Here is a 22,175-nt window from a genome sequence, read left to right as displayed (position 1 = left end):
GCACCGGACGGTGGCGAATGTTTCCTCCAGGGTCAGGACGCCGAAGTTGTGCACCACCTCTCAGGGGCGGCCGTCAGCCTCCGATATCGAGCCAGGTCAGAACGGCGAGCACCCTGCGGTGATCGGCGCCCGAGTCCTCGAGACCGAGCTTGGCGAAGATAGCGGTCACGTTCTTCTCCACAGCGCCTATGCCGATGTGCAGCCGCTCGGCGATGGCTGCGTTGGTGCGGCCCTCCGCCATGAGCTGGAGGGTCTCCCGTTCGCGCGGGGTGAGCGCCGACAGCGGATCGGCCCGTCGTCCCACGAGCTGAGCGACGACCTCGGGGTCGAGCACGGTGCCGCCCGTGGCGACGCGTGTCACGGCATCCGCGAGTTCGTCCAGGCTCGCCACCCTGTCCTTGAGCAGGTATCCCATGCCGCCGGCACCGCCTCCGAGCAGTTCCCGCGCGTACGTCGTCTCGACGTACTGACTGAGCAGGAGCACGCCGCACGAGGGATGACTGCGATGCAGTTCCAGCGCGGCGCGCACACCCTCATCGCGAAACGTGGGCGGCATACGCACATCGAGCACGGCTACGTCGAAGGGTGTCGCGCGCGCCGCTGCGAGCAGGGAGTCGGGGTCACCGAACGCCCCGACGGTGTCGAAGCCCGCCTCCTCGAGTACTCGGACGAGTCCTTCCCTCAGGAGTACGGAATCGTCGGCCAGCATCACTCGAAGGGGCCCGGTCACGCTCTCACGATAACGGCACGGAGATCCTTGCTGTCGTGCCTGCCGGGCCTGACGTGAACTGCGCGGTGCCACGCATCGCTGTGACCCGTTCCCGGATCCCGGCCAATCCGTGACCCGCGGCTTCGGTCGCCCCGCCTCGTCCGTCGTCGGCGACGCTGAGCACAAGGGTGCCGTCATCCATGCTCACCTGGAGCCGCGCCGAGCCGGCGCTCGCGTGTTTGGCCACGTTCGTGAGCAATTCGGCCGCCACGAAGTAGATGTTGCGTTCGACCTCGGAGGGAACGGGGCGCTCGCCGAGCTCATTGACCACCGTGACGGGAACGACGCTTCGTGCCGCAAGGGAGTCGAGCGCCGCGCCCAGCCCGCGGTCCTGAAGTATGGGAGGAGCGAATCCGCGCGAGAGCGCGCGCAACTCGTCGAGTGCGTCTTGGGCGCGTGCCCCTGCCTCCTCCAGCAGGCTGTTCGTCGCATCAGGGTCGTCGTTGAGGCGGCGCTGAGCGGCGGCGATGTCCATACGGAGGCGGATCAGCTGCTGCTGGGGCCCGTCGTGGATGTCTCGCTCCAACCGTCGGAGCTCCCGGTCCTCGGCCGCAACGGCCGCCGCGCGCGACTGGGAGAGCTCGCTCACCTCGCGGCGAAGTCGGTCACTGGGCCATGAGCCGAGGAACCCGCGTGCCACCAGCCAGTGCAGGCTCACGAGGCCGCGGGTGACGAACGGGAGCGTGAAGAGGGAGATGACGCCGGCCACGGCGTACAACACCATGTCACCGGTCAGCGGGTCGAAGGTCGCGGACGACCGGGTCACCCATTCCCAGATGACCTGCGAGATCCACACGCTCTGCCCCTGGTGGGGGATGAATCCGCCCCAGATCCAGTAGGTCACGCCACCGAACGACATGGATACCCAGGCGATGAGGATTCCCCACGTCACGGTGGAGAGTGCGATCTGCACCACCATGGCGTCCAGCAGATACAGCCACGAGTGACCGTTGGCGAACGGTCCGAACACGCGGCCCAAGAAGCCGGTGCCGACCTTGCGGTTCCAGACCGGCCTGGCGATATGCGGCTGACCCGTTGCCTCGAGGAGCGTCAGCGTCGCACCGCCGAAGCCGCGCGCAACGTACAGGGCCGCGAGCACGGGGAAGAACCCGAGGATCAGCACGAGCATTCCCACGCCCGTGAAGAACAGCGGCCACAGCACGGATGTTGCGACCACGGCGATCGGGAAGGCGATGAACAAGACGCCGGCCTCGCCAGGCATCCGCGCCCAGAGGCGGCCGTAGAACGCCCAGAACCCTCCGCGCCCGTCATACGGACGCTGGACGGGAACGATGCCCGGCGTGCTTGCTGCCATGCTCACAGTCTGGTCGGTTGTCTCAGTGCTCATCGTCTCAGTGCTCATCGTCTCAGTGCTCATCGTCTCAGTGCTCATGGTTCATTCTTGTTGGGAGTCGCGCGGCAGCGGGGGTGGCGATCCGGCGCTTTGTCCGGGTTTCAGCACGAGGAACTGACCCATCATGCCCGCGTCCTCGTGCGCGAGCAGGTGGCAGTGGAACATGTATGGCATGTGCCGGTCCGTGTAATCGCGGAACGTCATGATCAGGCGCAACGGAGTATGCGGCATGAGGTAGACGATGTCCTTCCATCCGGACAGCTCGGCTGGCGGCGCTTTGCCGCCGACGGACAGCACCTGGAATTGCACGTCGTGGATGTGGAAGTTGTGCGGCATGTCCATGGCGTTCGTGACCTCCCACACCGAGACCTGCCCGGCGGTCACCGTGGTGTCGATGCGGTTCGGATCCATCTTCTGGCCGTTGATGAGATGGCCATCGAGGGTGAAACGCTGGATCGGTGCGCCGGGGGCCGTCTTCAGCCGTTCGATCGGTGCGAGGGTGGAGGGGAGCTCGGCCAGCGGCCGTAAAGCATCGGCGGCCCGGAGCTGAAGCACGTCGAACCGGTCGGTTCCCCCGTTCGGTGCGGCAAGAACCTTGGGGATTCCGAGGTCGGGTGGAGTGGAACGCAGCGTGAGGGTCTCGCCCGGGGTCATGCGCACGACGATCTCGGCCCGTTCACCGGGGGACAGACGGATGTGCGACATGGCCGCCGGCGCGGACAGCAGGCCGCCATCGGTTGCGATGAGGGCGAACGGGCGACGGTCGTCGAGTCCGAAGTCGTAGGTGCGTGCGGAGGATGCGTTGAGCAGGCGCAAGCGGACGGCATCTGTTGTCACATCCAGATAGGGACCGACCGTGCCGTTGACCAGGAGCGTGTCTCCCAGGGTGCCGACGAATCCACGGTCCCCTGGCGCGAATCGTCCGTTCCGGTCGAAGTGCTCATCCTGCACGATGACCGGGATGTCGTCGATTCCATACTCATTCGGCAGGCCGAGCGCTTGTTCTTGCTCGTCGTGAAGGATGACCATTCCCGCCATGCCGGCTGCGACCTGGTGTTCCGTCGCGCCGTGCGGATGGGGGTGGTACCACAAGGTGGCGGCGGGTTGGTCGATGGTGAAGGCCGGTGTGCGTGACGCCCCTGGCGCGATCGGCTGGTGGGGCCCGCCGTCCATCGCGGCAGGCAGGTGCATCCCGTGCCAGTGCAGCGTCGTCACCTCGTCGAGCTCGTTCTTCACGCGCACCCTGATGCGATCGCCGCGGTTCGCGATGATCGTCGGTCCCAGGTATGCGCCTGGCTGCTCGGGCGTGCCGTAGCCCACCGTCGGCGTTGACTCGCCGTTCCGGAACGTCGTGGTGCCCTTCTGTGCGACGAGCGTGAAGCGGCGGATTCCGTCGGCCCCGAGCGTGCCGGAATCTGCCGGGGGAAGACGAAGGGGATTCTGAAACGAGACCTGGCCGACGGTGTCGACCCGGGCGCGAGGGTTCCCCGTGCATCCGGCCAGCATGGCCAGCCCGACGACGGCAGCCGTCATGGCGCCGATCGAGGCGATGACGGCGCGTGGGCGGCGAAGTCGGAGTGCAGGCATGCCTTCAGCCTGGCGAAGCAGGCGGGCGTGCCCCATCCGGCTGGTTCCCGAAAAGCGCGGGGGGTTACCCCTACCAGGACGGCCCTCGCAGCCCTGTAGAATGACGGCAACGACTGAGATCCGGACATCACCGGGGAGTCTCCGGAAGAACGACGCTGCGGCATGGCCGAAGCATCCAGTAGAACCGGGCGGGTGGGCCCGTCACAGCCTGTCATTGAGTGGTCGTGCCTCGCCGATGGATGCCGGGGTACGGCAAACGGGGTGGTACCGCGTCTCCCGCATCGTGTTTCACACGTGCGGCGGCGTCCTCGCGCAGAAGTCCTCACCTGCCAGGAGAAGCATGCCGTACCCCCGATCCGATGATTCGAATCGTCCTGACGCCGAGCTGGATGCCTCCGGTCGCGTCACTCCGTCGCCGCGCTTTCCGCAGATCGAGGAGGAGGTCCTCGCGTTCTGGAAGCGCGATGACACGTTCCGGGCGTCCGTCGACCAGCGCGAGGGCGCCCCGGAGTGGGTGTTCTACGACGGCCCGCCGTTCGCGAACGGCCTCCCGCACTACGGCCACCTGCTGACCGGGTATGCGAAGGATGTGTTCCCCCGGTTCCAGACGATGCGCGGCAAGCAGGTGCATCGCCGCTTCGGCTGGGACACTCACGGTCTGCCTGCCGAACTCGAAGCGGAACGACAGCTCGGCATCACCGACAAGAGCCAGATCGAGCAGATGGGCATCGCGGCGTTCAATGCCGCGGCACGATCATCCGTTCTGAAGTACACCCGCGAGTGGCGCGAATACGTCACCCGCCAGGCGCGCTGGGTGGACTTCGACAACGACTACAAGACGCTCGACATCACGTTCATGGAGTCGGTGCTCTGGGCGTTCAAGCAGCTGTACGACAAGGGGCTCGCGTACGAGGGCTACCGCGTGCTGCCGTACTGCTGGCGCGACCAGACGCCCCTGTCGAACCACGAGCTCCGCATGGACGACGACGTCTACAAGATGCGCCAGGACCAGACCGTCACCGTGACGTTCCCGCTGGTGGGGGAGAAGGCCGAGGCGCTTGGCCTCACCGCCGTGCGTGCGCTCGCCTGGACGACGACGCCGTGGACGCTGCCCACCAACCAGGCCCTGGCGGTCGGCCCGGAGATCGAGTACGCCGTCGTTCCGGCCGGGCCGAACGGCACGCCGGACGCGGAGGTGGAGCGCGAGGGCGCCGCCGAGCGAGGCGACGTCACGGTGCTCGCGGCGGAGTACCTGCTGGCGCTCGACCTGATCGGCTCCTACGCGAAAGACCTCGGTTACGAGAAGGCGGAAGACGCCCGTGCCGCCGTCACGCGCACTGTGACCGGTGCGGAGCTGGCCGGCGTGCAGTACGACCGGCTCTGGGACTACTACGCGGATGCCGAGAAGTACGGCACGCAGAACGCCTGGCAGATCCTCGTGGACGACTACGTCAGCACCGAGGAGGGCACGGGTATCGTGCATCAGGCGCCCGCGTACGGCGAGGACGACCAGCGGGTGTGCGCGGCCGCCGGCATCCCGGTCGTCGTCTCCGTCGACGAGGGCGGCCGGTTCCTGCCGGAGGTGACGGATGTCGCGGGGCTGCAGGTCTTCGACGCGAACAAGCCGCTCACGCAGGCGCTGAAGGCGATGGGGCGGCTGCTGAGGCAGGCATCGTACGAGCACAGCTACCCGCACTGCTGGCGATGCCGCAACCCGCTGATCTACAAGGCGGTGTCGAGCTGGTTCGTTCGGGTTCCGGAGTTCCGCGACCGCATGGTGGAGCTCAACCAGCAGATCGAATGGGTGCCGGAGAACGTCAAAGACGGACAGTTCGGCAAGTGGCTCTCCGGTGCACGCGACTGGTCGGTGAGCCGCAACCGCTACTTCGGCTCGCCCATCCCGGTATGGAAGAGCGACGACTCCGCCTATCCGCGGATCGACGTCTACGGGTCGCTCGCCGACCTGGAGCGCGACTTCGGGCGGCTGCCCGTGAACGCGGACGGCGAACCGGATCTGCATCGCCCGTACATCGACGAGCTAACGCGGCCGAACCCGGACGATCCGACGGGACGCTCCACGATGCGACGCATCCCCGACGTGTTCGACGTGTGGTTCGACTCCGGCTCGATGCCGTACGCGCAGGTGCATTACCCGTTCGAGAACCAAGACTGGTTCGAGGCGCACAATCCGGCCGACTTCATCGTCGAGTACATCGGGCAGACCCGCGGCTGGTTCTACCTCATGCATGTGCTGAGCACCGCGCTGTTCGACCGGCCGGCGTTCAAGCGGGTCGTCAGCCACGGCATCGTGCTCGGCAGCGACGGCCAGAAGATGTCGAAGTCGCTACGCAACTATCCGGATGTGGCCGAGGTGTTCGACCGTGACGGCTCGGACGCGATGCGCTGGTTCCTCATGTCGTCGTCCGTGCTGCGCGGCGGCAACCTGGTCGTCACCGAGGAGGGCATCCGACAGGGGGTGCGCGAGGCGCTGCTTCCGTTGTGGAGCACCTGGTACTTCTTCTCCCTGTACGCGAACGCGTGCGGCTATGACGCGAGCTGGCGCACGGATTCGTCCGACGTGCTCGATCGCTATCTGCTGGCCAAGACGAGGGAGTTGGTGGATGCCGTCACCCTCGATCTCGAGAACTTCGACTCGACGCTCGCGGCGGCCAAGATCCGCGACTTCGCCGACGTGCTCACGAACTGGTACGTGCGTCGCTCCCGAGACAGGTTCTGGGAGGGCGTCACGCCCGACGGTGGTAATGCGGAGGCTTTCGACACCCTCTACACGGTGCTCGAGGCCCTGACGCGTGTTGCTGCACCGTTGCTGCCCCTCACCACCGAGCGCATCTGGAAGGGCCTCACCGGCGGGCGCAGCGTGCACCTCACCGACTGGCCTGACGCATCGACGTTCCCGGCCGATGAGTCGCTCGTGACGGCGATGGACCGGGTGCGGCAGGTGAGCTCGGTCGCGTTGTCGCTGCGCAAGGCAGCCGGTCTGCGCGTACGCCTGCCACTTGCCGAGCTGACCGTGGTGACGGACGCCGCGGCCTCGCTCGAGCCGTTCGAAGGCATCCTGCGCGACGAGCTCAACGTGAAGCGTGTGCGATTGGTCGAGTTGACGGAGAACAGCCCCGCAGAGTACGGCGTGAGCAAACGGCTCACCGTCAACGCACGAGCCGCCGGACCGCGCCTCGGCAAGAGCGTGCAGGCGGCGATCCGTGCGGCGCGCGAGGGCGAATGGACCGAGAGCGACGGCGTCGTCACAGCCGGCGGCATCCCGTTGCAGGATGGCGAGTACGAGCTCGTGCTCGAGACATCGGAGACGCACGACACCGGACGCGCGCTCGCTCTTCTTCCTGGTGCAGGCTTCGTGCTACTCGATACGACGACCGACGAGGTGCTCGAGGCCGAGGGTCTGGCCAGGGATGCCGTGCGTGTCGTGCAGGAGAGCCGCAAGCAGGCGGGACTGGACGTGAGCGACCGCATCCGGCTGCGGCTCGTGCTCGACACGGCGGGTGCGGACGCCGTACGCACGCACGCCGAGCTGGTGAGCGCCGAGACGCTCGCCGTCGAGCTCGACGTCGATGTGGACGATGCGGTCGCCGACGCGGCGGAGTCCGCACCCGTCGGCGCCGGGTCCGCGCTACTGGTGAGCTTGGAGAAGGTTCGGTGACAGATCTGACGGATGACGAGTACCGCGAGGCGGCAGACGCGGTCTACGAGACGCTCCTCACCCGGCTGGGCGAGGGCAGCCCGCGCCCGCGGCTCGCGCCGACGAGGCGGGCCGTCGAACTTCTGGGAGACCCGCAGCGCGCGTATCCGATCATCCATGTGACCGGAACCAACGGCAAGACGTCGACGAGTCGCATCATCGAGAGCATCCTGCGGGCGTACGGCCTGCGGGTCGGGCTCTTCACCAGCCCGCACCTGCTGCGGTTCAATGAACGCTTCACGATCGATGGCGAACCGATCAGCGACGAGGCCCTTGCGCGCAATTGGGATGACGTCGCGCCGTACGTGCAGATGGCCGATGCCGAGCTGGCGGAGCAGGGCGAGCAGCGCCTCACGTTCTTCGAGGTCATCACCGTGCTCGCGTTCGCCTGCTTCGCAGACGCGCCGGTCGACGTCGCCGTGATCGAGGTCGGCATGGGCGGGGAATGGGACTCCACGAACGTCGGCGACGGTCAGGTCGCCGTCTTCACGCCGATCTCGCTCGATCACACAGACCGGCTCGGCTCGACCATCGCGGAGATCGCCCGCACTAAGAGCGGCATCATCAAACCGTCGGCCGCCGTCGTGAGCGCTGCCCAGGTGGAGGATGCCACGCACGAGCTGGTGCGTGCGGCCGAGTTGCGCGAGGCATCCATCGCCTTTCAGCCCGTCGACTTCGATGTTCAGGATGACGCGGTGGCTGTCGGCGGCCAGCTGGTCACCATCCGGGGTCGTGCCGGCACCTACTCCGACCTGTTCCTTCCGCTGTACGGTGCGCACCAGGCACAGAACGCCGCGGTGGCTGTGGCGGCCGTCGAGACCTTCCTCGGCGACGGCAGCGAACCCTTGCGCGTCCCGCTCCTCGAGGAGGCGTTCGCCACTGCGACCTCGCCCGGCAGGCTGCAGCTCATCGGCACGGATCCGACAGTGCTGGTTGACGCCGCCCATAACCCGGCAGGCGCACTCACGCTGGCCAGAGCGCTTCCGGAGTTCTTCGACTTCGATGAAATCGCCTTCGTGCTGGGCATCCTTCGCGACAAGGATGCCCACGGAATCGTCGACGCGCTTGCACCGCTCGCGGCCCGCATCTTCGTGACCCAGTCGCACTCCGAGCGCTCCACCTCGTCATCAGAGCTCGCCGACCACGTGGAGGAGTGGACGCATGAGCACGCGGAAGCGCACCACGACCTCGGCGACGCGATCGAGGCCGCAAGGCAGTGGGCGGCATCCCATCCGCGCCGCGCCGTCGTGGTCACCGGATCGATAGCCCTGATCGGCGAGGCTCTCGGGCTCGCGCAGGAGCGCGAGTGGAAGGCGTCCACCGAATGAGCGGGGCCGACACCCGCGGTACGACGGAGCAAGGACGATGACCGGCATCACCCCTGCGCGCACGCGTCGCCCGCGTCGAGAGCGTTCGGCGCAAGAGAGCCTCGGCTCCATCGTGCTCGGCTTCGAGCTCGTCGTCGTCTTCCTCGGCGCGCTCGTCGTCTTCGGTCTGCACGCACTGCCTCCCGTGCAGGCGCTCGGGGGCGGTGCCGTGTTCATCGTGCTGATGATCGTGGCGATCCTGCTGCTTCGATTCCGTGTCGGCTACTGGCTCGGCTGGCTCATCCAGCTCGGCGTGATCGCCGCCGGGTTCCTCGTAGGCATGCTCTTCATCGTCGGCGTCATCTTCACCGCCATCTGGGCGTACGCGATGATCGCGGGCGCCCGGCTCGACAGGCGCAGCGCGGCCTTCCGGGCATCCCAGTCCGAATCCACCGAACAGGAGAACGAATGACCACCATCGAAGAGACCCTCGTGCTCGTCAAGCCCGACGGCGTGGCCCGCGGACTGACCGGAGAGATCCTGAGAAGGATCGAAGCGAAGGGTTATGCGCTCGTCGACATCAAACTGGTGGAAGCAGACCGCGAGCTGCTCTCGCAGCACTATGCCGAGCACCAGGGCAAGCCGTTCTACGAGCCGCTGGTGGAGTTCATGGAGTCCGGCCCGATCGTGGCCATCCGCGTCGCCGGCAACCGCGTGATCGAGGGATTCCGCTCGCTGGCAGGAGCGACCGATCCCACGAGCGCCGCTCCCGGGACGATCCGCGGCGACCTCGCCAGGGACTGGGGCCTACCGGTGCAGCAGAACCTCGTGCACGGCTCCGATTCGCCGGAGAGCGCTGCGAGCGAGCTCAAGCTCTGGTTCTAGCGCCGAGGCAGCACAGCCGTCTCGGCGCCGGCGTCGGCGCTGGCCCAATTGGCCTCCGCCGACGCCTGCGCGCTAACGGAAGGCGTTCGGGATCCACTGCACCTGGATCTGCGCGAACACCGCGACGATCACATAGCTGATGAACGTGATGAGCGGGATCCAGGTGTATGCGGCGGCGAAGAAGTTCCGCACCCGAGCGTTGGTCGGGATGTTCCCCTCTTTGAGGTTGTAGAACGTCACGGCCCAGAACGTCGGGATGGTCACGGTCCACGTGATCATGCAGTACGGGCAGAGCACGTAGAGGTCGTAGAGGCTCGAGTAGATCAGGAAGATCACGAGCACGATCGCACCGAGCACTCCGAGGTTGAAGAGCATCCAGAACCAACGGCGGAACCGTGCCCCCGCGAGGATGGCGACCCCTACTGCGATGGGCGCGGCCCAGCACGCCACGCCGATGATCGGGTTCGGAAAACCGAGTACCGACCCCTGCCACGAATCGAGGTTCTTGCCGCACCCTACGAGCGGGTTGATGTTGCAGGTCAGCTGCGCGCTCGGATGCTCCAGGAGCGTGAACTTGTCGAGCGTGAGCGCGAAGGCGGCGAACCATCCGATGACGCCGGCAACGATGAGAAAGATCGCGAGCCCGAAAGGCCGCTTGGTTTCGGTGGGGGAGTCGAGCGACACCATCGCATTATGGCAGAGCGGCAAATGAGCTCTTCCCGGGCCTGAACGGGGCTCCACGGCGGCCGTGCGATAATGGCAGACAGCTGACCGGACGCCGTCCGGGCAGAGACGAAGAAGCTTTTCCGGGAACCGCTGAAAGGTCGGATGCCCGGGGGCCCGGCCGCGCGCGACCGGGCGAGAAGACAGTGCAGACCACGAGAGACAGGGACGGGCGAACGAAGACGAGTGCAGCGGACCGCGCGCCACGAAGCGCAGCATCCATCGCGCACCCCTTCGAACGCCGAACCGAGGATTGGCGGACGAGCGCTCTGAGCGCCGCCCGCACGAGTACAGCCGTACCCGGCGCGCGCGTGCGCCGTGCGGTCGAGGAGTGCACCAGCGATGGTGGAGAACGATCAGAATGCATGGGATGAATCGGGAGCACGGAACGCGGAAGGCGGACAGCAGCGCAGACGCAGTCGCTTTTTCGGCGGACGTCGCGTAGGCCGCAAGGCCGAAGCGCCGCAGGCTCCCAAGGCCGATTCGGCGGCTCCGGCACCGACCGACGACGCGTCGGAGACGGTGCCAGCAGCCGGGCAGCAGACGCAGCAACCCGCTGCAGCGCCGGCTCCGATTGCTGCCGAGCAGCAGGTCGCCGGCGACGACGAGCAGCGCATGCCGGGCCGGCAACGTGGCGCAGAGGCGCTCGCTTCCGGCGACGCAGCACAGGATGCCCGCGCATCCGAAGCCACGACGCACGCGGCGCAGGCGCCGGGGCTGCCGAGCACAGCCCTGCTGTTCCAGGCGCCGCCGGTGCTTCCGCCGCTGCCGGCCGCGGAGCAGGACGAGGAGCAGGAGCGCGAGGAGATTTCGACCTCGAGGCGCCGCACGCGTCGTCGCGCGGCATCCGGTGAGGGTGCCGAAGAGGGCGGCAAGCGGCAGCGCGAGCCCGAGCTCATCACCGAGCCGCAGAAGGTGAAGGGTTCGACCAGGCTCGAGGCCAAGAAGCAGCGTCGCCGTGACGGCCGCGATGCGGGCCGGAGGCGTCCGGTCATCACGGAGGCCGAGTTCCTCGCCCGTCGTGAGGCCGTCGACCGTCAGATGGTCGTGCGATCCAAGAGCGGGCGCATCCAGATCGGCGTTCTCGAAGACGGGGTCCTCGTCGAACACTACGTCGCTCGCTCCCAGGAGGCGTCGCTGATCGGCAACGTCTATCTGGGCCGGGTACAGAACGTGCTGCCCAGCATGGAGGCCGCCTTCGTCGACATCGGCCGCGGCCGCAACGCCGTGCTGTACTCCGGCGAGGTGGACTGGGAGGCGGCGGAGACGGGCAACCAGCCCCGGCGTATCGAGCTCGCGCTCAAGCCGGGCGACAAGGTCCTGGTGCAGGTGACGAAGGATCCGGTCGGGCACAAGGGCGCCCGGCTGACGAGCCAGGTCAGCCTTCCCGGCCGCTACCTGGTGTATGTGCCGAACGGCTCGATGAATGGCATCAGCCGGAAGCTGCCCGACACGGAGCGCGCCAGGCTCAAGAAGATCCTCAAGGAGGTGCTCCCCGAGAACACCGGCGTCATCGTGCGTACGGCAGCGGAGGGTGCCACGCAGGAACAGCTCACCGTCGACGTCAACCGGCTGACCTCGCAGTGGGCGGACATCTCGAAGCAGACCGAGACCGTGCAGGCGCCTGCGCTGCTGCACAGCGAGCCCGACCTGCTGATCAAGATCGTCCGGGATGTCTTCAACGAGGACTTCCAGAAGCTGATCATCGCGGGCGACGATGCCCGTCAGACGATCGAGAGCTACCTGCGCCAGGTCGCTCCCGACCTGCTCGATCGCGTTCAGGCCTACGAGGGATCGCGTGACGCGTTCGACGAGTTCCGCATCACCGAGCAGATAGAGAAGGCTCTCGAGCGCAAGGTGTGGCTGCCGTCCGGTGGCTCGCTCGTCATCGACCGCACAGAGGCGATGACCGTGATCGACGTCAACACGGGCAAGTTCGTGGGCTCCGGAGGAAACCTCGAAGAGACCGTCACGAAGAACAACCTCGAGGCGGCGGAAGAGATCGTGCGCCAGCTTCGGCTGCGCGACATCGGCGGCATCATCGTCGTCGACTTCATCGACATGGTGCTCGAGTCGAATCGCGACCTCGTGCTGCGCCGGCTCGTCGAGTGCCTCAGCAGAGATCGCACGAAGCACCAGGTGGCCGAGGTCACCTCGCTCGGACTCGTGCAGATGACGCGCAAGAAGCTCGGCCTCGGCTTGCTCGAGACGTTCAGCGAGCCCTGTGAGGTCTGCGCCGGCCGTGGCGTGATCGTGCACCACGATCCGGTCACGCGGCACCGAGCACCACAGCCTCCCGAGCGCCGACGTGGCGGCAAGAACGGTGGCTCGTCGGTGCCGTCGAACGCAAACGGCGCCTCGAACACGCACACCGGTACGCACGCCATCACCGATGACGCGAAGAACGCGCTCGCTCAGATCGCGGCCAGCACACTCCACCCGCACCAGGACGGCTCGACGGATGCTCCGGCCGCCGTCACCGAGTCCGCTGCCGCCGTGCCCGCCACCGTGCCGCCCCAATCGGTCGCGAGCGAGCCGGTTCAGGGCGACGGTGCGGGCGCCGAGGGACCGAAGCACGCGGCCGAGCCGCAGGAAGCGGCATCCGAGCCCGCTGACCTGACGCAGGGCGAGAAGCAGGATGCCCCGCGGGGCCGCCGAGGCAATCGCGGTCGCGGTTCGCGTCGGGGGGCCGACGAAGCATCCCCCGCAGCTGCAGAAGAACCGACGAAGGTGCCCTCGGGAGTCGACGCGGAATCAGCGCTGTCGATCCTGGACATCCCGGTGGCCGCGCACACCGAGCAGAAGCCGCGAGTGGACAGGGTGCAGGCGCAGGAGATCCTGGGCTCCGTGCTCGATGCTCTTCCCGAGCCGAAGCAGCCCGGCCACGGGCGGTCGCGCAGGCGCGTGACGACGGCGGGCCTGACCGGCGGTGCGGTAGCACCTCGGAACGACGACTCGCAGGCGAGCTGACGGTTCGGCGCCGCTACCGAGGCGCGCGCCGAGCGTGTCAGTGTCGGTGGGGGTCGGCTCGAGCCGCCTTCCGGCGCGCTGCCTGGGTGATGCGAAGGCCGCTGGCCCTCAGCCGCACGACGAGTTCGCGGTTCGACACGCGCAGCGCTCCCGCACTGACCAGTTCGGTGTGGCGCTCCGCAGGAACGTCGTAGTGGTCGAGATCGAATGCCCGCTCGGGTACGCGGTTCGCGCGTGCGAACGCGTGCAGCTCGTCGAGCGAGGCGTCGCTGACCAGATGAGACCACAGCGTGCCGTGGTTCGGCCACATCGGGGTGTCGATCAGGATGGCCATGGGGGCGAGTCTACGGTGGCGTTCGGTTTGAGCGGCTTTCCGGTGTCTGGTAAGCTCGACCGTTGGTGCGTGTCGACTTATCGCGGCCAGCATCCTTTCGTTTTCTGGCTCGAACCCTTCTCCCACTTGGGGGCGTGACCAGCGAAAATCAACGTCAGTCTGGGGCTCTTTGCGCCCCTCATCAGATAGGTACGAGTAGTGGTTTACGCAGTTGTGCGCGCCGGCGGTCGGCAGGAGAAGGTCGAGGTCGGCACCATCGTGACGATGGACCGCGTCAAGACGAGCGAGAACGGCACCGTGGAGTTGCCCGCGGTGCTCCTCGTCGACGGTGACACGATCACCAGCGACGCCGAGTCCCTGGCAAAGGTGAAGGTCACCGCCGAGGTGCTCGGAGACCTCCGTGGCCCGAAGATCGTGATCCAGAAGTTCAAGAACAAGACCGGCTACAAGAAGCGCCAGGGCCACCGCCAGGAGCTCACGCGCGTCAAGGTCACCGGCATCAAGTAAGCAGCGCGAGGAGAGACACTCATGGCACACAAAAAGGGAGCGAGCTCCACTCGCAACGGCCGCGACTCGAACGCGCAGCGCCTCGGCGTGAAGCGCTTCGGCGGCCAGGTCGTGAACGCGGGCGAGATCATCGTCCGTCAGCGCGGCACGCACTTCCACCCGGGCGCGAACGTCGGCCGCGGTGGCGACGACACGCTCTTCGCGCTCGAACCGGGCGCTGTCGAGTTCGGCACCAAGGGCGGCCGCAAGGTCGTCAACGTGGTGGTCAGTTGATCTTCCTGTGACGAACACAGCCGATGGGCGGGCCTCGTGCCCGCCCATCCGTGTTTGCACAGGTCGCGCGTTCGGAGACGAACGGGCATCCCATCCGATGAAGGCCCGTATGCGGGGGAGAGGAGCACCATGGCGACGTTCGTCGACACCGTGACGCTGCACTTGCGGGCCGGCCACGGCGGTAACGGCTGCGTGTCGGTGCGCCGCGAGAAGTTCAAGCCGCTCGCCGGTCCCGACGGCGGCAACGGCGGGCACGGCGGCGACATCGCGCTCGTCACCGATCCGGGTGTCACGACGCTGCTCGCGTACCACAGGCATCCGCACCGCTCGTCGGAGAACGGCGGCTTCGGCATGGGCGACAACCGCAGCGGCGCATCGGGCGCGGACCTCGAACTCCCCGTGCCGGTCGGCACTGTCGTCAAGGATGCCTCCGGCGAGCTTCTCGTCGACCTCGACCAGCCGGGCATGCGCTTCGTCGTCGCGCCCGGCGGTCTCGGCGGTCTGGGCAACGCCGCGCTCGCTTCACCCAAGCGCAAGGCACCCGGATTCGCCCTGCTCGGCACGCCCGGGTGGGAGGGCGACGTCGTTCTCGAGCTGAAGACGGTGGCGGACGTGGCGCTCGTCGGCTTTCCCTCGGCGGGCAAGTCCAGCCTGGTCGCCGCCCTGTCGGCGGCGAAACCGAAGATCGCGGACTACCCGTTCACCACGCTGCACCCCAACCTCGGTGTCGTGCAGGCCGGAGACGTGCGGTACACGATCGCGGACGTGCCCGGCCTGATCGAGGGCGCGAGCGAGGGGAAGGGCCTCGGACTGGAGTTCCTTCGGCACGTCGAACGCTGCAGCGCGCTTCTGCATGTGCTCGACTGCGCAACGCTGGAGCCGGGCCGGGACCCGATCAGCGATCTCGAGGTCATCCTCGCTGAACTCGGCGCCTATCCGGTTCCGGAGGGCCAGGTCCCGCTGCTCGAACGCCCGCAGCTCATCGCGCTGAACAAGGTCGACGTGCCGGATGCCGCCGAGCTCGCCGAATTCGTACGGGGCGATCTCGAGGCGCGCGGCTACCGCGTGTTCGAGATCTCCACGGTGAGCCACCAGGGTCTGCGGGCGCTGTCGTTCGCGCTCGCCCAGGTGGTCGAGGATGCCAGGAAAGACGAGGCCGCGAGCGCCGACTCGAAGCCGCGCATCGTCATCCGTCCGCGTGCTGTCGACGATGCCGGATTCACGGTGCGCGTCGAAGGCGGATCGGATGGACCGGTGTATCGCATTCTCGGCGGCAAGCCAGAGCGCTGGGTCGCCCAGACCGACTTCGCGAACGACGAGGCGGTGGGATTCCTCGCAGACCGGCTGGCCAAGCTCGGCGTCGAAGACGAGTTGGTGAAGGCCGGAGCGGTCGCCGGTTCGACGGTCGTGATCGGTGCGGACAACGGTGTGGTGTTCGACTGGGAGCCCACGCTCACCTCGACAGCGGAGCTGGTGACGTCCCCGCGCGGAACCGATGCCCGTCTCGACCCGAACCAGCGGCCGACTCGCGGACAGCGTCGCGAGGAGTACCACGAGCGCATGGATGCCAAGGCGGAGGCGCGTGCGGAGCTCCTGCGCGAGCGCGAGGCAGGCCTCTGGCACGACGACGAGGAGGACGCGTAGCCCGATGGTGATCACCGACCGCTCGCTGGTGCCTGCCGCCCGGCGCATCGTCGTGAAGGTGGGATCCTCGTCGATCAGCGGCGAGAATGCGCACCAGATCGGTCCCCTCGTCGATGCTCTCGCCGCGGCGCACGGCCGTGGAGTTCAGGTGGTGCTCGTCTCGTCGGGAGCGATCGCGACCGGGATCCCCTATCTTGCGCTGAACGGCCGCCCCAACGACCTCGCGACTCAGCAGGCGGCGGCGGCGGTGGGACAGAACGTGCTGATCTACCGGTACCAGGACAGTCTTGATCGGTACGACATCGTCGCCGGGCAGGTGCTCCTCACCGCGGGTGACCTGGAGAATCCGACTCACCGGTCGAATGCGCGACGTGCGATGGAGCGCCTGCTCGACCTGCGCATCCTGCCCATCGTGAATGAGAACGACACGGTGGCGACGCACGAGATCCGGTTCGGCGACAACGACCGCCTTGCTGCGCTGGTCGCCACCTTGATCGGCGCTGACCTGCTCGTGCTGCTCTCCGACGTCGACGCGCTCTACACCAGGCCTCCGCACGAGCCGGGCGCTCGACCCATCGGGCACGTCGCCGCCGGAGACCAGCTGCAGGGGGTCGAGATCGGATCGACCGGGCTCGCCGGTGTGGGCACCGGGGGAGCGATCACCAAGGTCTCAGCGGCACGTCACGCGGCTGAGGCGGGAAGCGCCGTGCTGCTCACGTCGACCCGGCTGGTCTCTGCAGCCCTGTGCGGCGAACCGGTGGGCACCTGGTTCGCACCGCACGAGCGAGGCGAGCAGATGCCGGCGGCTGAGGCGATTCCGGACTGACGGGTGCCGATCGCGCTCGCGTACGGCGCGTTGAGTCCAGCCGGATAAACTCGTGCGATGGCCCCCAGCATCCTCGAATCCGTACCCGTGGCGACGGATGCGCCCTCCTTCGTACGAAAGCTGGAGGACGCGAAGGCGGCGTCCGTACCGCTGGCGACATCGACCACCGCGCAGAAGAACGATGCGCTCGAGCGCATCGCACGAGCACTGGTCGACAACGAGAGCAGCATCATCCGGGCGAACGCCGACGATCTCGTCCGTGGCCGTGAGAACGGGCTCTCCGACGGGCTGCTCGACCGATTGACGCTGGACGAGCGCCGCATCGCCGCCCTTGCCGGAGCTGTGCGCGACGTCGTGGCGCTGCCCGACCCCGTAGGAACGTCGGTGCGAGGCAGTCGCCTGCCGAACGGGGTCTCGATCCAGCAGGTGCGCGTGCCGTTCGGCGTCGTGGGCGCGATCTACGAGGCCCGGCCGAATGTCACGGTCGACATCGCGGCCCTCGCGCTGAAGAGCGGCAATGCCGTCGTGCTGCGCGGTGGCCGTGCGGCCGAGTCCAGCAACCGCGTTCTCGTGGAGCTGATCCAAGAGGCGATCGCCGGTGCAGGCATCCCGTCGCGCGCGGTGCAGACGGTTGACGAGTTCGGCCGCGAGGGCGGCACCCGCCTCATGCAGGCCAGGGGACTCGTCGACGTGCTCATCCCGCGCGGCAGTGCCGAACTCATTCGCACGGTCGTGGAGTCGTCCACCGTCCCCGTCATCGAGACCGGGGCCGGTGTCGTGCACATCGTGCTCGACGAGAGCGCGAACGAGGGCTGGGCCGTCGACATCGTGCGCAACGCGAAGGTGCAGCGACCGAGCGTGTGCAACGCCGTCGAGACCGTTCTGGTGCACAGCGGCGCGGCATCGCGCCTTCTTCCTCCCGTGCTGCAGGCGTTGCGTCAGGAGGGTGTGACGGTGCACGCGGATGCGCGTGCCCGCGCCATCTTCCCGGATTCCGTGCCGGTCACCGAGGAGGACTGGGCTACGGAACACATGAGCCTCGATGTCTCCGTAGGCGTCGTTGACTCGCTCGACGAGGCGATCGCGCACATCCGGCGCTATTCCACGCAGCACACGGAGTCGATCATCACGGACGACCTCGCGAACGCGGAGCGGTTCCTCGCCGAGGTGGATTCGGCCGTCGTGATGGTGAATGCGTCGACTCGCTTCACCGACGGTGGCGAGTTCGGGTTCGGCGCCGAGGTGGGCATTTCGACACAGAAGCTGCACGCCCGAGGTCCGATGGGCCTTCCCGAACTGACGAGCACTAAGTGGGTCGTGCGTGGAAGCGGCCAGGTGCGCGAGTAGCGGGACTTCGTCCCGCACAGGGTCTCGGTTCGGAAAACCGGGCAAGCTCGCCTTCGCTCACCTCGGTCGCCTATAGACTGGGGTATCGGGCATTCGCCGCGAGAGGAAAGAGTCGCATGTCGTTCGCAGCAGCAGTCGTAGCCGAGGTCGGCAAGCCGGCCGTGTTCGGTATGGAGCCGTGGGTGCTCGGCGTCGTCGTGCTGTGCGTGTTCGCCGCTCTGGCCTTCGTGACCTGGACCTACCGGGACGTCGCCAACCGTCACAGCCACAAGGCGGAAGCGGATGCCGCGCAGCACGCAGGCGCGCCCGGTGCGTACCATCACGGGCAGGGTCATCCGTCGGCGCAGGATCACTAACCCAGCGCGTCCATGCGGCCGTCAGCGACCACAACGCCGTCGGGAGAACGTCGCCGGCGCGTCGGCGTCATGGGCGGCACGTTCGACCCGATCCACCACGGCCACCTGGTCGCCGCGAGCGAGGTGGCGCAGTCCTTCGATCTCGATGAGGTCATCTTCGTCCCGACCGGTGAGCCGTGGCAGAAGGGGCATGTGACCGAGCCGGAGCATCGGTATCTGATGACCGTGATCGCTACGGCATCCAACCCGCGCTTCACGGTGAGCCGGGTGGACATCGACAGAGCCGGCCCCACTTACACCATCGACACGCTGCGCGATCTGCAGGAGTCGCGCCCCGACACCGACCTCTACTTCATCACCGGGGCAGACGCGATCGCGCAGATCCTCAGCTGGCGAGACGTCGAAGAGCTGTGGAAACTGGCCCATTTCGTCGCTGTGAGTCGACCGGGACATCTGTTGGAAGTGACGGGTCTACCCAACGGCGACGTAAGCTTGTTGGAGGTTCCGGCATTGGCCATCTCGTCGACCGACTGTAGGGACCGTGTCAGCAGGGGGTTCCCTGTCTGGTACCTCGTACCCGATGGAGTTGTCCAGTACATCTCCAAGCATCACCTTTATCGGAGTGTGGCATGACGTCGTGGCCAGACCAGCCGCCACAGACGCGGCGACAGGCTAGAGAGAGTCAACGCGCCGCTGAGCGCGAAGTCGGCTCGGCTTCCCCGGAGCAGCAACCGGTTCCTGTCTCACGTCGCGCCGTCACCGTCACACCCACGACCGCAGGTGAAGTTCCGGACGTGGCCACGCCCTATTCGTTCGCCTCGGCACAGCGCGACGCGGGGGCGCAGCAGAATGCTGCTCCCACGGATGCTCCGCCGCTTCGACCGCGCACGCCCCGTTACGAAGACCTCTCGTTCGACAGCCTCCTCGCCGCTTCTCATGCCGGTGGACCGAACGGAGCCGCACCCGCAGACGACCGCGCGCCTGCCACCGTCGCGTCCGCGGCCGGCACTTCCCCCTCATCGGGCCAGGCGCCGGGCTCGTCCGCTCCGCTCCCGTCGCAGGCGTCACCGTTGTCGTACGTTCCGGCATCCCCGGCGGACGCCCGGTCCTCCTCGGACTCGAAGGAATCGGCTGCCCAGCAGCCTGCGCCGCCGCTGCCTACGGTCTCGCCGGTGGACGGCCATCCGCTCACTCGTCGCGAACTGCGCGCAATGCTGCAGGCTCAAGCCGCGAATGAGGCAGCGCAGCCCGGCACAGCCACAGAGCCAGGGCCGCCAGCACAGTCGGTGACCGCGACCGAGCATGCTGAAGAGACGACGCAGCGTGTGGTTCCGCCGGCAGCGCCGTTGCGGCCCGACGAGTCGGACCCGCGCACTCCGATCAGCGCCGTGTCGACGCCTGCCGCAGCCCGCGGCACGTCATCCGTGTCACCGATTGTGATTCCCGAGGCCGTCGGCGGACGGCCGCAGGCTCCGGCCCCGGACCGCGCGGCACCGGCCGGCGCAACACCCGCCGCAACCGATCGAGCCGTGGAGACAACGGGTCCGGCAACCGATCCACAGCTGCGGGCCAGGGCTGCGGGCCATTGGTCCACGATGGACGATGAGAACGCGACCGATGGGACTCCGCGGTCCGCCGTGTCGACCGGAAGCGTGACCACCGCGAACGCATTGATCCTGCCCTCGATCCCCTCGGCCGGTCTCGCGACCTCACCGCTGACGAGCACCGGCGAGGTGATCGTCACCGGCTCGATCGATCTTCCCAAGTCGTTGGGTGCGACGGGGCAGCACCCTGACCACTTCGACTCGTCCGACATCGACCGCTTGTTCGAGGAATCGGACGCCGCACCGGCCACATCCGGTGTCGCCCCGGTACGTGCGAGCAAGGCCGTTGCGACCCACACCTCGACGCGAGGCATGATCACTCCGCCGAAGGCACGCGGGAACAAGCTTCCCGTGGTGCTGGCCGTGACAGCCGCCTTCCTCGCGATCGGCGTCGCAGCCTTGCTGGTCGCCGGCTTCGCCTTCCATGCCTTCTGATCTGCATACGCTCGAGCCGCACAGCCCGGCCAAGTCTGTACAGTTCTCTGCAGGTCGCTTCGTCAGTGACTCCTGCTACTTCCGACCCCACGAGGTGATATCCGTATGACCGCGTCCGCGCTCTCGCGCGAACTGCTCCAACTCGCGGCGGAGGCCGCAGACTCCAAGGCGGCGACCGATCTCGTCGCCCTCGACGTCTCGGGGCCGCTGCCCCTGGTCGACGTGTTCCTGCTGGCGTCGGGAAATTCCGAGCGCAATGTGATCGCCATCGCCGCAGAAGTCGAGGACCGGCTGAACGAGGCAGGAGCACGAACCTTGCGGCGCGAAGGCCGCTCCGAAGGGCGATGGATCCTGCTCGACTTCGGCGATCTGGTGGTGCACGTGTTCCACCAAGAGGACCGGTCGTTCTACTCTCTGGAGCGGCTCTGGAAGGACTGCCCGACTGTGCCGTTCCACCTGCCGGTCGCGCGGGAGGCGTGACGGGCATCCGATTCGTACCCGTCACGGCGATGTAGTACTCTAATCAGGTTGCTCCGCACGTCGGAACGGCGAATCGCGGGTCTGTGGCGCAGCTGGTAGCGCACCTGCATGGCATGCAGGGGGTCAGGGGTTCGAGTCCCCTCAGATCCACCAAGAACCCCGGAGTTCAACCGAACTCCGGGGCTCGGTCTTTCTCCACTCGACGGGGTCTGTGAAGACCGGCGAGAAACGTGACCGGCCCCGCGCAGGGCGCAGCGGGCACACGTGCGTCTTGGCTGTCTGCCGTGAAAAGCGACAACTCGGATCAGACCAGCTGGGAGACTCCGCCGTCGACGGTGAGCTCGGCGCCGGTAGTGAAGGTGGCGTCGAACGCGAGGAAGGCGACCGCCCTCGCGACTTCATCCGGTCTTCCGAAACGCCCCATCGGATTGTTGCTGATCATGCGGGCTTTGAGGGCTTCCGCTGCCTCAGGCGGCATCGACCGGTCGAGGATGCCGGTGTCGATCGGCCCGGGGCTGACAGCGTTGACCCGTACGCCGCCTGGCAGTAGTTCGCGCGCGAACGTGCGTGTCATCGAGCGCAAGGCGGCCTTGCTTGCCGCGTACACGCTATTGTCCGGCAGGCCCTTGACGTCGGAAACCGAGGTGGCGATCACGATGCCGCCGCCCCGGCGCATCACCGGGGCCAGCTGTTGCAAGGTGAAGTACGCGCCCTTGGCGTTGAGGTCGAAGACCTCGTCGTAGGTCTCCCGGCCGGTGTTCTGGATTGAGGAGCTGAGGTTGGTTCCGGCGCTGAAAAAGAGTGCATCGAGTTCGCCGTAGTGGTCGCGGACCTGCTGTGCAAGCTCGTCGATATCCGCACGGCTGGTGACGTCGCTGCGCAGCACGATCGCATCCTCACCGAGTACCCGGCGAGCGGCGTCGATGCTGCCGGCTGTGCGTCCGGTCACGAGAACAGCGGCGCCCTCGTTCTGCATCAGACGGGCGGTGGCGAGACCCATTCCGCTGGTGCCACCGATAACGGCTGCGCGCTTGTTGCGGTAGCGCGACATGTTCTGAA

The 22,175-nt window shown here is 67.4% G+C and carries 20 protein-coding genes and 1 tRNA gene; 15 read left to right on the top strand and 6 right to left on the bottom strand.

The genetic code is table 11. From position 1 onward, the window contains the following. Positions 1 to 73 precede the first annotated feature (73 nt). The 3 genes from ACYVI5_RS09225 to ACYVI5_RS09215 form a co-directional block, all read right to left on the bottom strand. Positions 74 to 709, bottom strand: a complete 636-nt coding sequence (locus ACYVI5_RS09225) for a response regulator transcription factor (RefSeq protein WP_460580577.1) — start codon at positions 707 to 709, stop codon at positions 74 to 76. Between the two features lie 25 nt (positions 710 to 734). Next, on the bottom strand, positions 735 to 2,084 hold the full coding sequence (locus ACYVI5_RS09220) for a sensor histidine kinase (protein ID WP_460579931.1): 1,350 nt from the start codon (positions 2,082 to 2,084) through the stop codon (positions 735 to 737). Positions 2,085 to 2,165: 81 nt separating this feature from the next. Beyond that, positions 2,166 to 3,710 carry a multicopper oxidase family protein gene (locus ACYVI5_RS09215; RefSeq protein ID WP_460579930.1) on the bottom strand — a complete coding sequence of 515 codons (1,545 nt, stop codon included), beginning with the start codon at positions 3,708 to 3,710 and terminating at the stop codon, positions 2,166 to 2,168. A gap of 340 nt (positions 3,711 to 4,050) precedes the next feature. On the opposite strand from ACYVI5_RS09215, the gene ileS reads away from it, so the two are divergent. The 4 genes from ileS to ndk are packed head-to-tail and all read left to right on the top strand — an operon-like array spanning position 4,051 to position 9,617. Beyond that, on the top strand, positions 4,051 to 7,386 hold the full coding sequence (gene ileS, locus ACYVI5_RS09210; RefSeq protein WP_460579929.1) for an isoleucine--tRNA ligase: 3,336 nt from the start codon (positions 4,051 to 4,053) through the stop codon (positions 7,384 to 7,386). A 5-nt stretch (positions 7,387 to 7,391) separates the two neighbouring features. Continuing rightward, positions 7,392 to 8,753 (top strand): bifunctional folylpolyglutamate synthase/dihydrofolate synthase, encoded by a 1,362-nt coding sequence (locus ACYVI5_RS09205; RefSeq protein WP_460580576.1) that lies wholly within the window; start codon positions 7,392 to 7,394, stop codon positions 8,751 to 8,753. Positions 8,754 to 8,790: 37 nt separating this feature from the next. After that, positions 8,791 to 9,204, top strand: a complete 414-nt coding sequence (locus tag ACYVI5_RS09200) for a DUF4233 domain-containing protein (RefSeq protein WP_460579928.1) — start codon at positions 8,791 to 8,793, stop codon at positions 9,202 to 9,204. Then, positions 9,201 to 9,617 (top strand): nucleoside-diphosphate kinase, encoded by a 417-nt coding sequence (gene ndk, locus ACYVI5_RS09195; protein WP_460579927.1) that lies wholly within the window; start codon positions 9,201 to 9,203, stop codon positions 9,615 to 9,617. Before ACYVI5_RS09200 ends, ndk begins: the two co-directional genes overlap by 4 nt. A 72-nt stretch (positions 9,618 to 9,689) precedes the next feature. Here ndk and ACYVI5_RS09190 read toward each other — a convergent pair whose 3' ends face one another. Next, positions 9,690 to 10,301 (bottom strand): vitamin K epoxide reductase family protein, encoded by a 612-nt coding sequence (locus ACYVI5_RS09190; RefSeq protein ID WP_460529762.1) that lies wholly within the window; start codon positions 10,299 to 10,301, stop codon positions 9,690 to 9,692. Between the two features lie 381 nt (positions 10,302 to 10,682). On the opposite strand from ACYVI5_RS09190, the gene ACYVI5_RS09185 reads away from it, so the two are divergent. Further along, positions 10,683 to 13,310, top strand: a complete 2,628-nt coding sequence (locus tag ACYVI5_RS09185) for an Rne/Rng family ribonuclease (RefSeq protein WP_460579926.1) — start codon at positions 10,683 to 10,685, stop codon at positions 13,308 to 13,310. A gap of 37 nt (positions 13,311 to 13,347) precedes the next feature. Here ACYVI5_RS09185 and ACYVI5_RS09180 read toward each other — a convergent pair whose 3' ends face one another. Further along, entirely contained in the window at positions 13,348 to 13,644 is a 297-nt protein-coding gene (locus ACYVI5_RS09180) for a DUF4031 domain-containing protein (RefSeq protein WP_460579925.1), read from the bottom strand. Positions 13,645 to 13,842: 198 nt separating this feature from the next. On the opposite strand from ACYVI5_RS09180, the gene rplU reads away from it, so the two are divergent. The 10 genes from rplU (at position 13,843) to ACYVI5_RS09130 (ending at position 21,269) form a co-directional block, all read left to right on the top strand. Continuing rightward, entirely contained in the window at positions 13,843 to 14,151 is a 309-nt protein-coding gene (gene rplU, locus ACYVI5_RS09175; RefSeq protein WP_460579924.1) for a large ribosomal subunit protein bL21, read from the top strand. Between the two features lie 21 nt (positions 14,152 to 14,172). Next, the gene (rpmA, locus tag ACYVI5_RS09170) at positions 14,173 to 14,424 is read left to right on the top strand and encodes a bL27 family ribosomal protein (protein ID WP_460529750.1); all 252 of its coding nucleotides are present in this window, start codon (positions 14,173 to 14,175) and stop codon (positions 14,422 to 14,424) included. Between the two features lie 129 nt (positions 14,425 to 14,553). Then, the gene (gene obgE, locus ACYVI5_RS09165) at positions 14,554 to 16,068 is read left to right on the top strand and encodes a GTPase Obg (protein ID WP_460579923.1); all 1,515 of its coding nucleotides are present in this window, start codon (positions 14,554 to 14,556) and stop codon (positions 16,066 to 16,068) included. A gap of 4 nt (positions 16,069 to 16,072) precedes the next feature. Beyond that, on the top strand, positions 16,073 to 16,894 hold the full coding sequence (proB, locus tag ACYVI5_RS09160) for a glutamate 5-kinase (RefSeq protein WP_460579922.1): 822 nt from the start codon (positions 16,073 to 16,075) through the stop codon (positions 16,892 to 16,894). A 57-nt stretch (positions 16,895 to 16,951) separates the two neighbouring features. Further along, complete coding sequence (locus tag ACYVI5_RS09155; RefSeq protein WP_460579921.1) at positions 16,952 to 18,241, top strand: gamma-glutamyl-phosphate reductase; 1,290 nt, start codon at positions 16,952 to 16,954, stop codon at positions 18,239 to 18,241. 116 nt (positions 18,242 to 18,357) lie between these two features. Beyond that, positions 18,358 to 18,597: a hypothetical protein gene (locus tag ACYVI5_RS09150; protein ID WP_460579920.1), complete on the top strand. Its 240-nt coding sequence runs from the start codon at positions 18,358 to 18,360 to the stop codon at positions 18,595 to 18,597. A gap of 12 nt (positions 18,598 to 18,609) precedes the next feature. Further along, entirely contained in the window at positions 18,610 to 19,230 is a 621-nt protein-coding gene (nadD, locus tag ACYVI5_RS09145) for a nicotinate-nucleotide adenylyltransferase (protein ID WP_460529735.1), read from the top strand. Positions 19,231 to 19,391: 161 nt separating this feature from the next. Further along, positions 19,392 to 20,636 carry a hypothetical protein gene (locus tag ACYVI5_RS09140; RefSeq protein WP_460579919.1) on the top strand — a complete coding sequence of 415 codons (1,245 nt, stop codon included), beginning with the start codon at positions 19,392 to 19,394 and terminating at the stop codon, positions 20,634 to 20,636. A gap of 105 nt (positions 20,637 to 20,741) precedes the next feature. Further along, entirely contained in the window at positions 20,742 to 21,116 is a 375-nt protein-coding gene (gene rsfS, locus ACYVI5_RS09135) for an RsfS/YbeB/iojap family protein (protein ID WP_460529729.1), read from the top strand. Between the two features lie 77 nt (positions 21,117 to 21,193). Next, positions 21,194 to 21,269, top strand: a tRNA-Ala gene (locus tag ACYVI5_RS09130). Positions 21,270 to 21,420: 151 nt separating this feature from the next. On the opposite strand, the gene ACYVI5_RS09125 is transcribed toward ACYVI5_RS09130, so the two are convergent. After that, positions 21,421 to 22,167 (bottom strand): SDR family oxidoreductase, encoded by a 747-nt coding sequence (locus tag ACYVI5_RS09125; protein WP_460580575.1) that lies wholly within the window; start codon positions 22,165 to 22,167, stop codon positions 21,421 to 21,423. Positions 22,168 to 22,175: the final 8 nt, after the last annotated feature.

The organism is Humibacter ginsengisoli (assembly GCF_054780095.1).
This window is presented reverse-complemented; position numbering and strand designations above follow the sequence as displayed.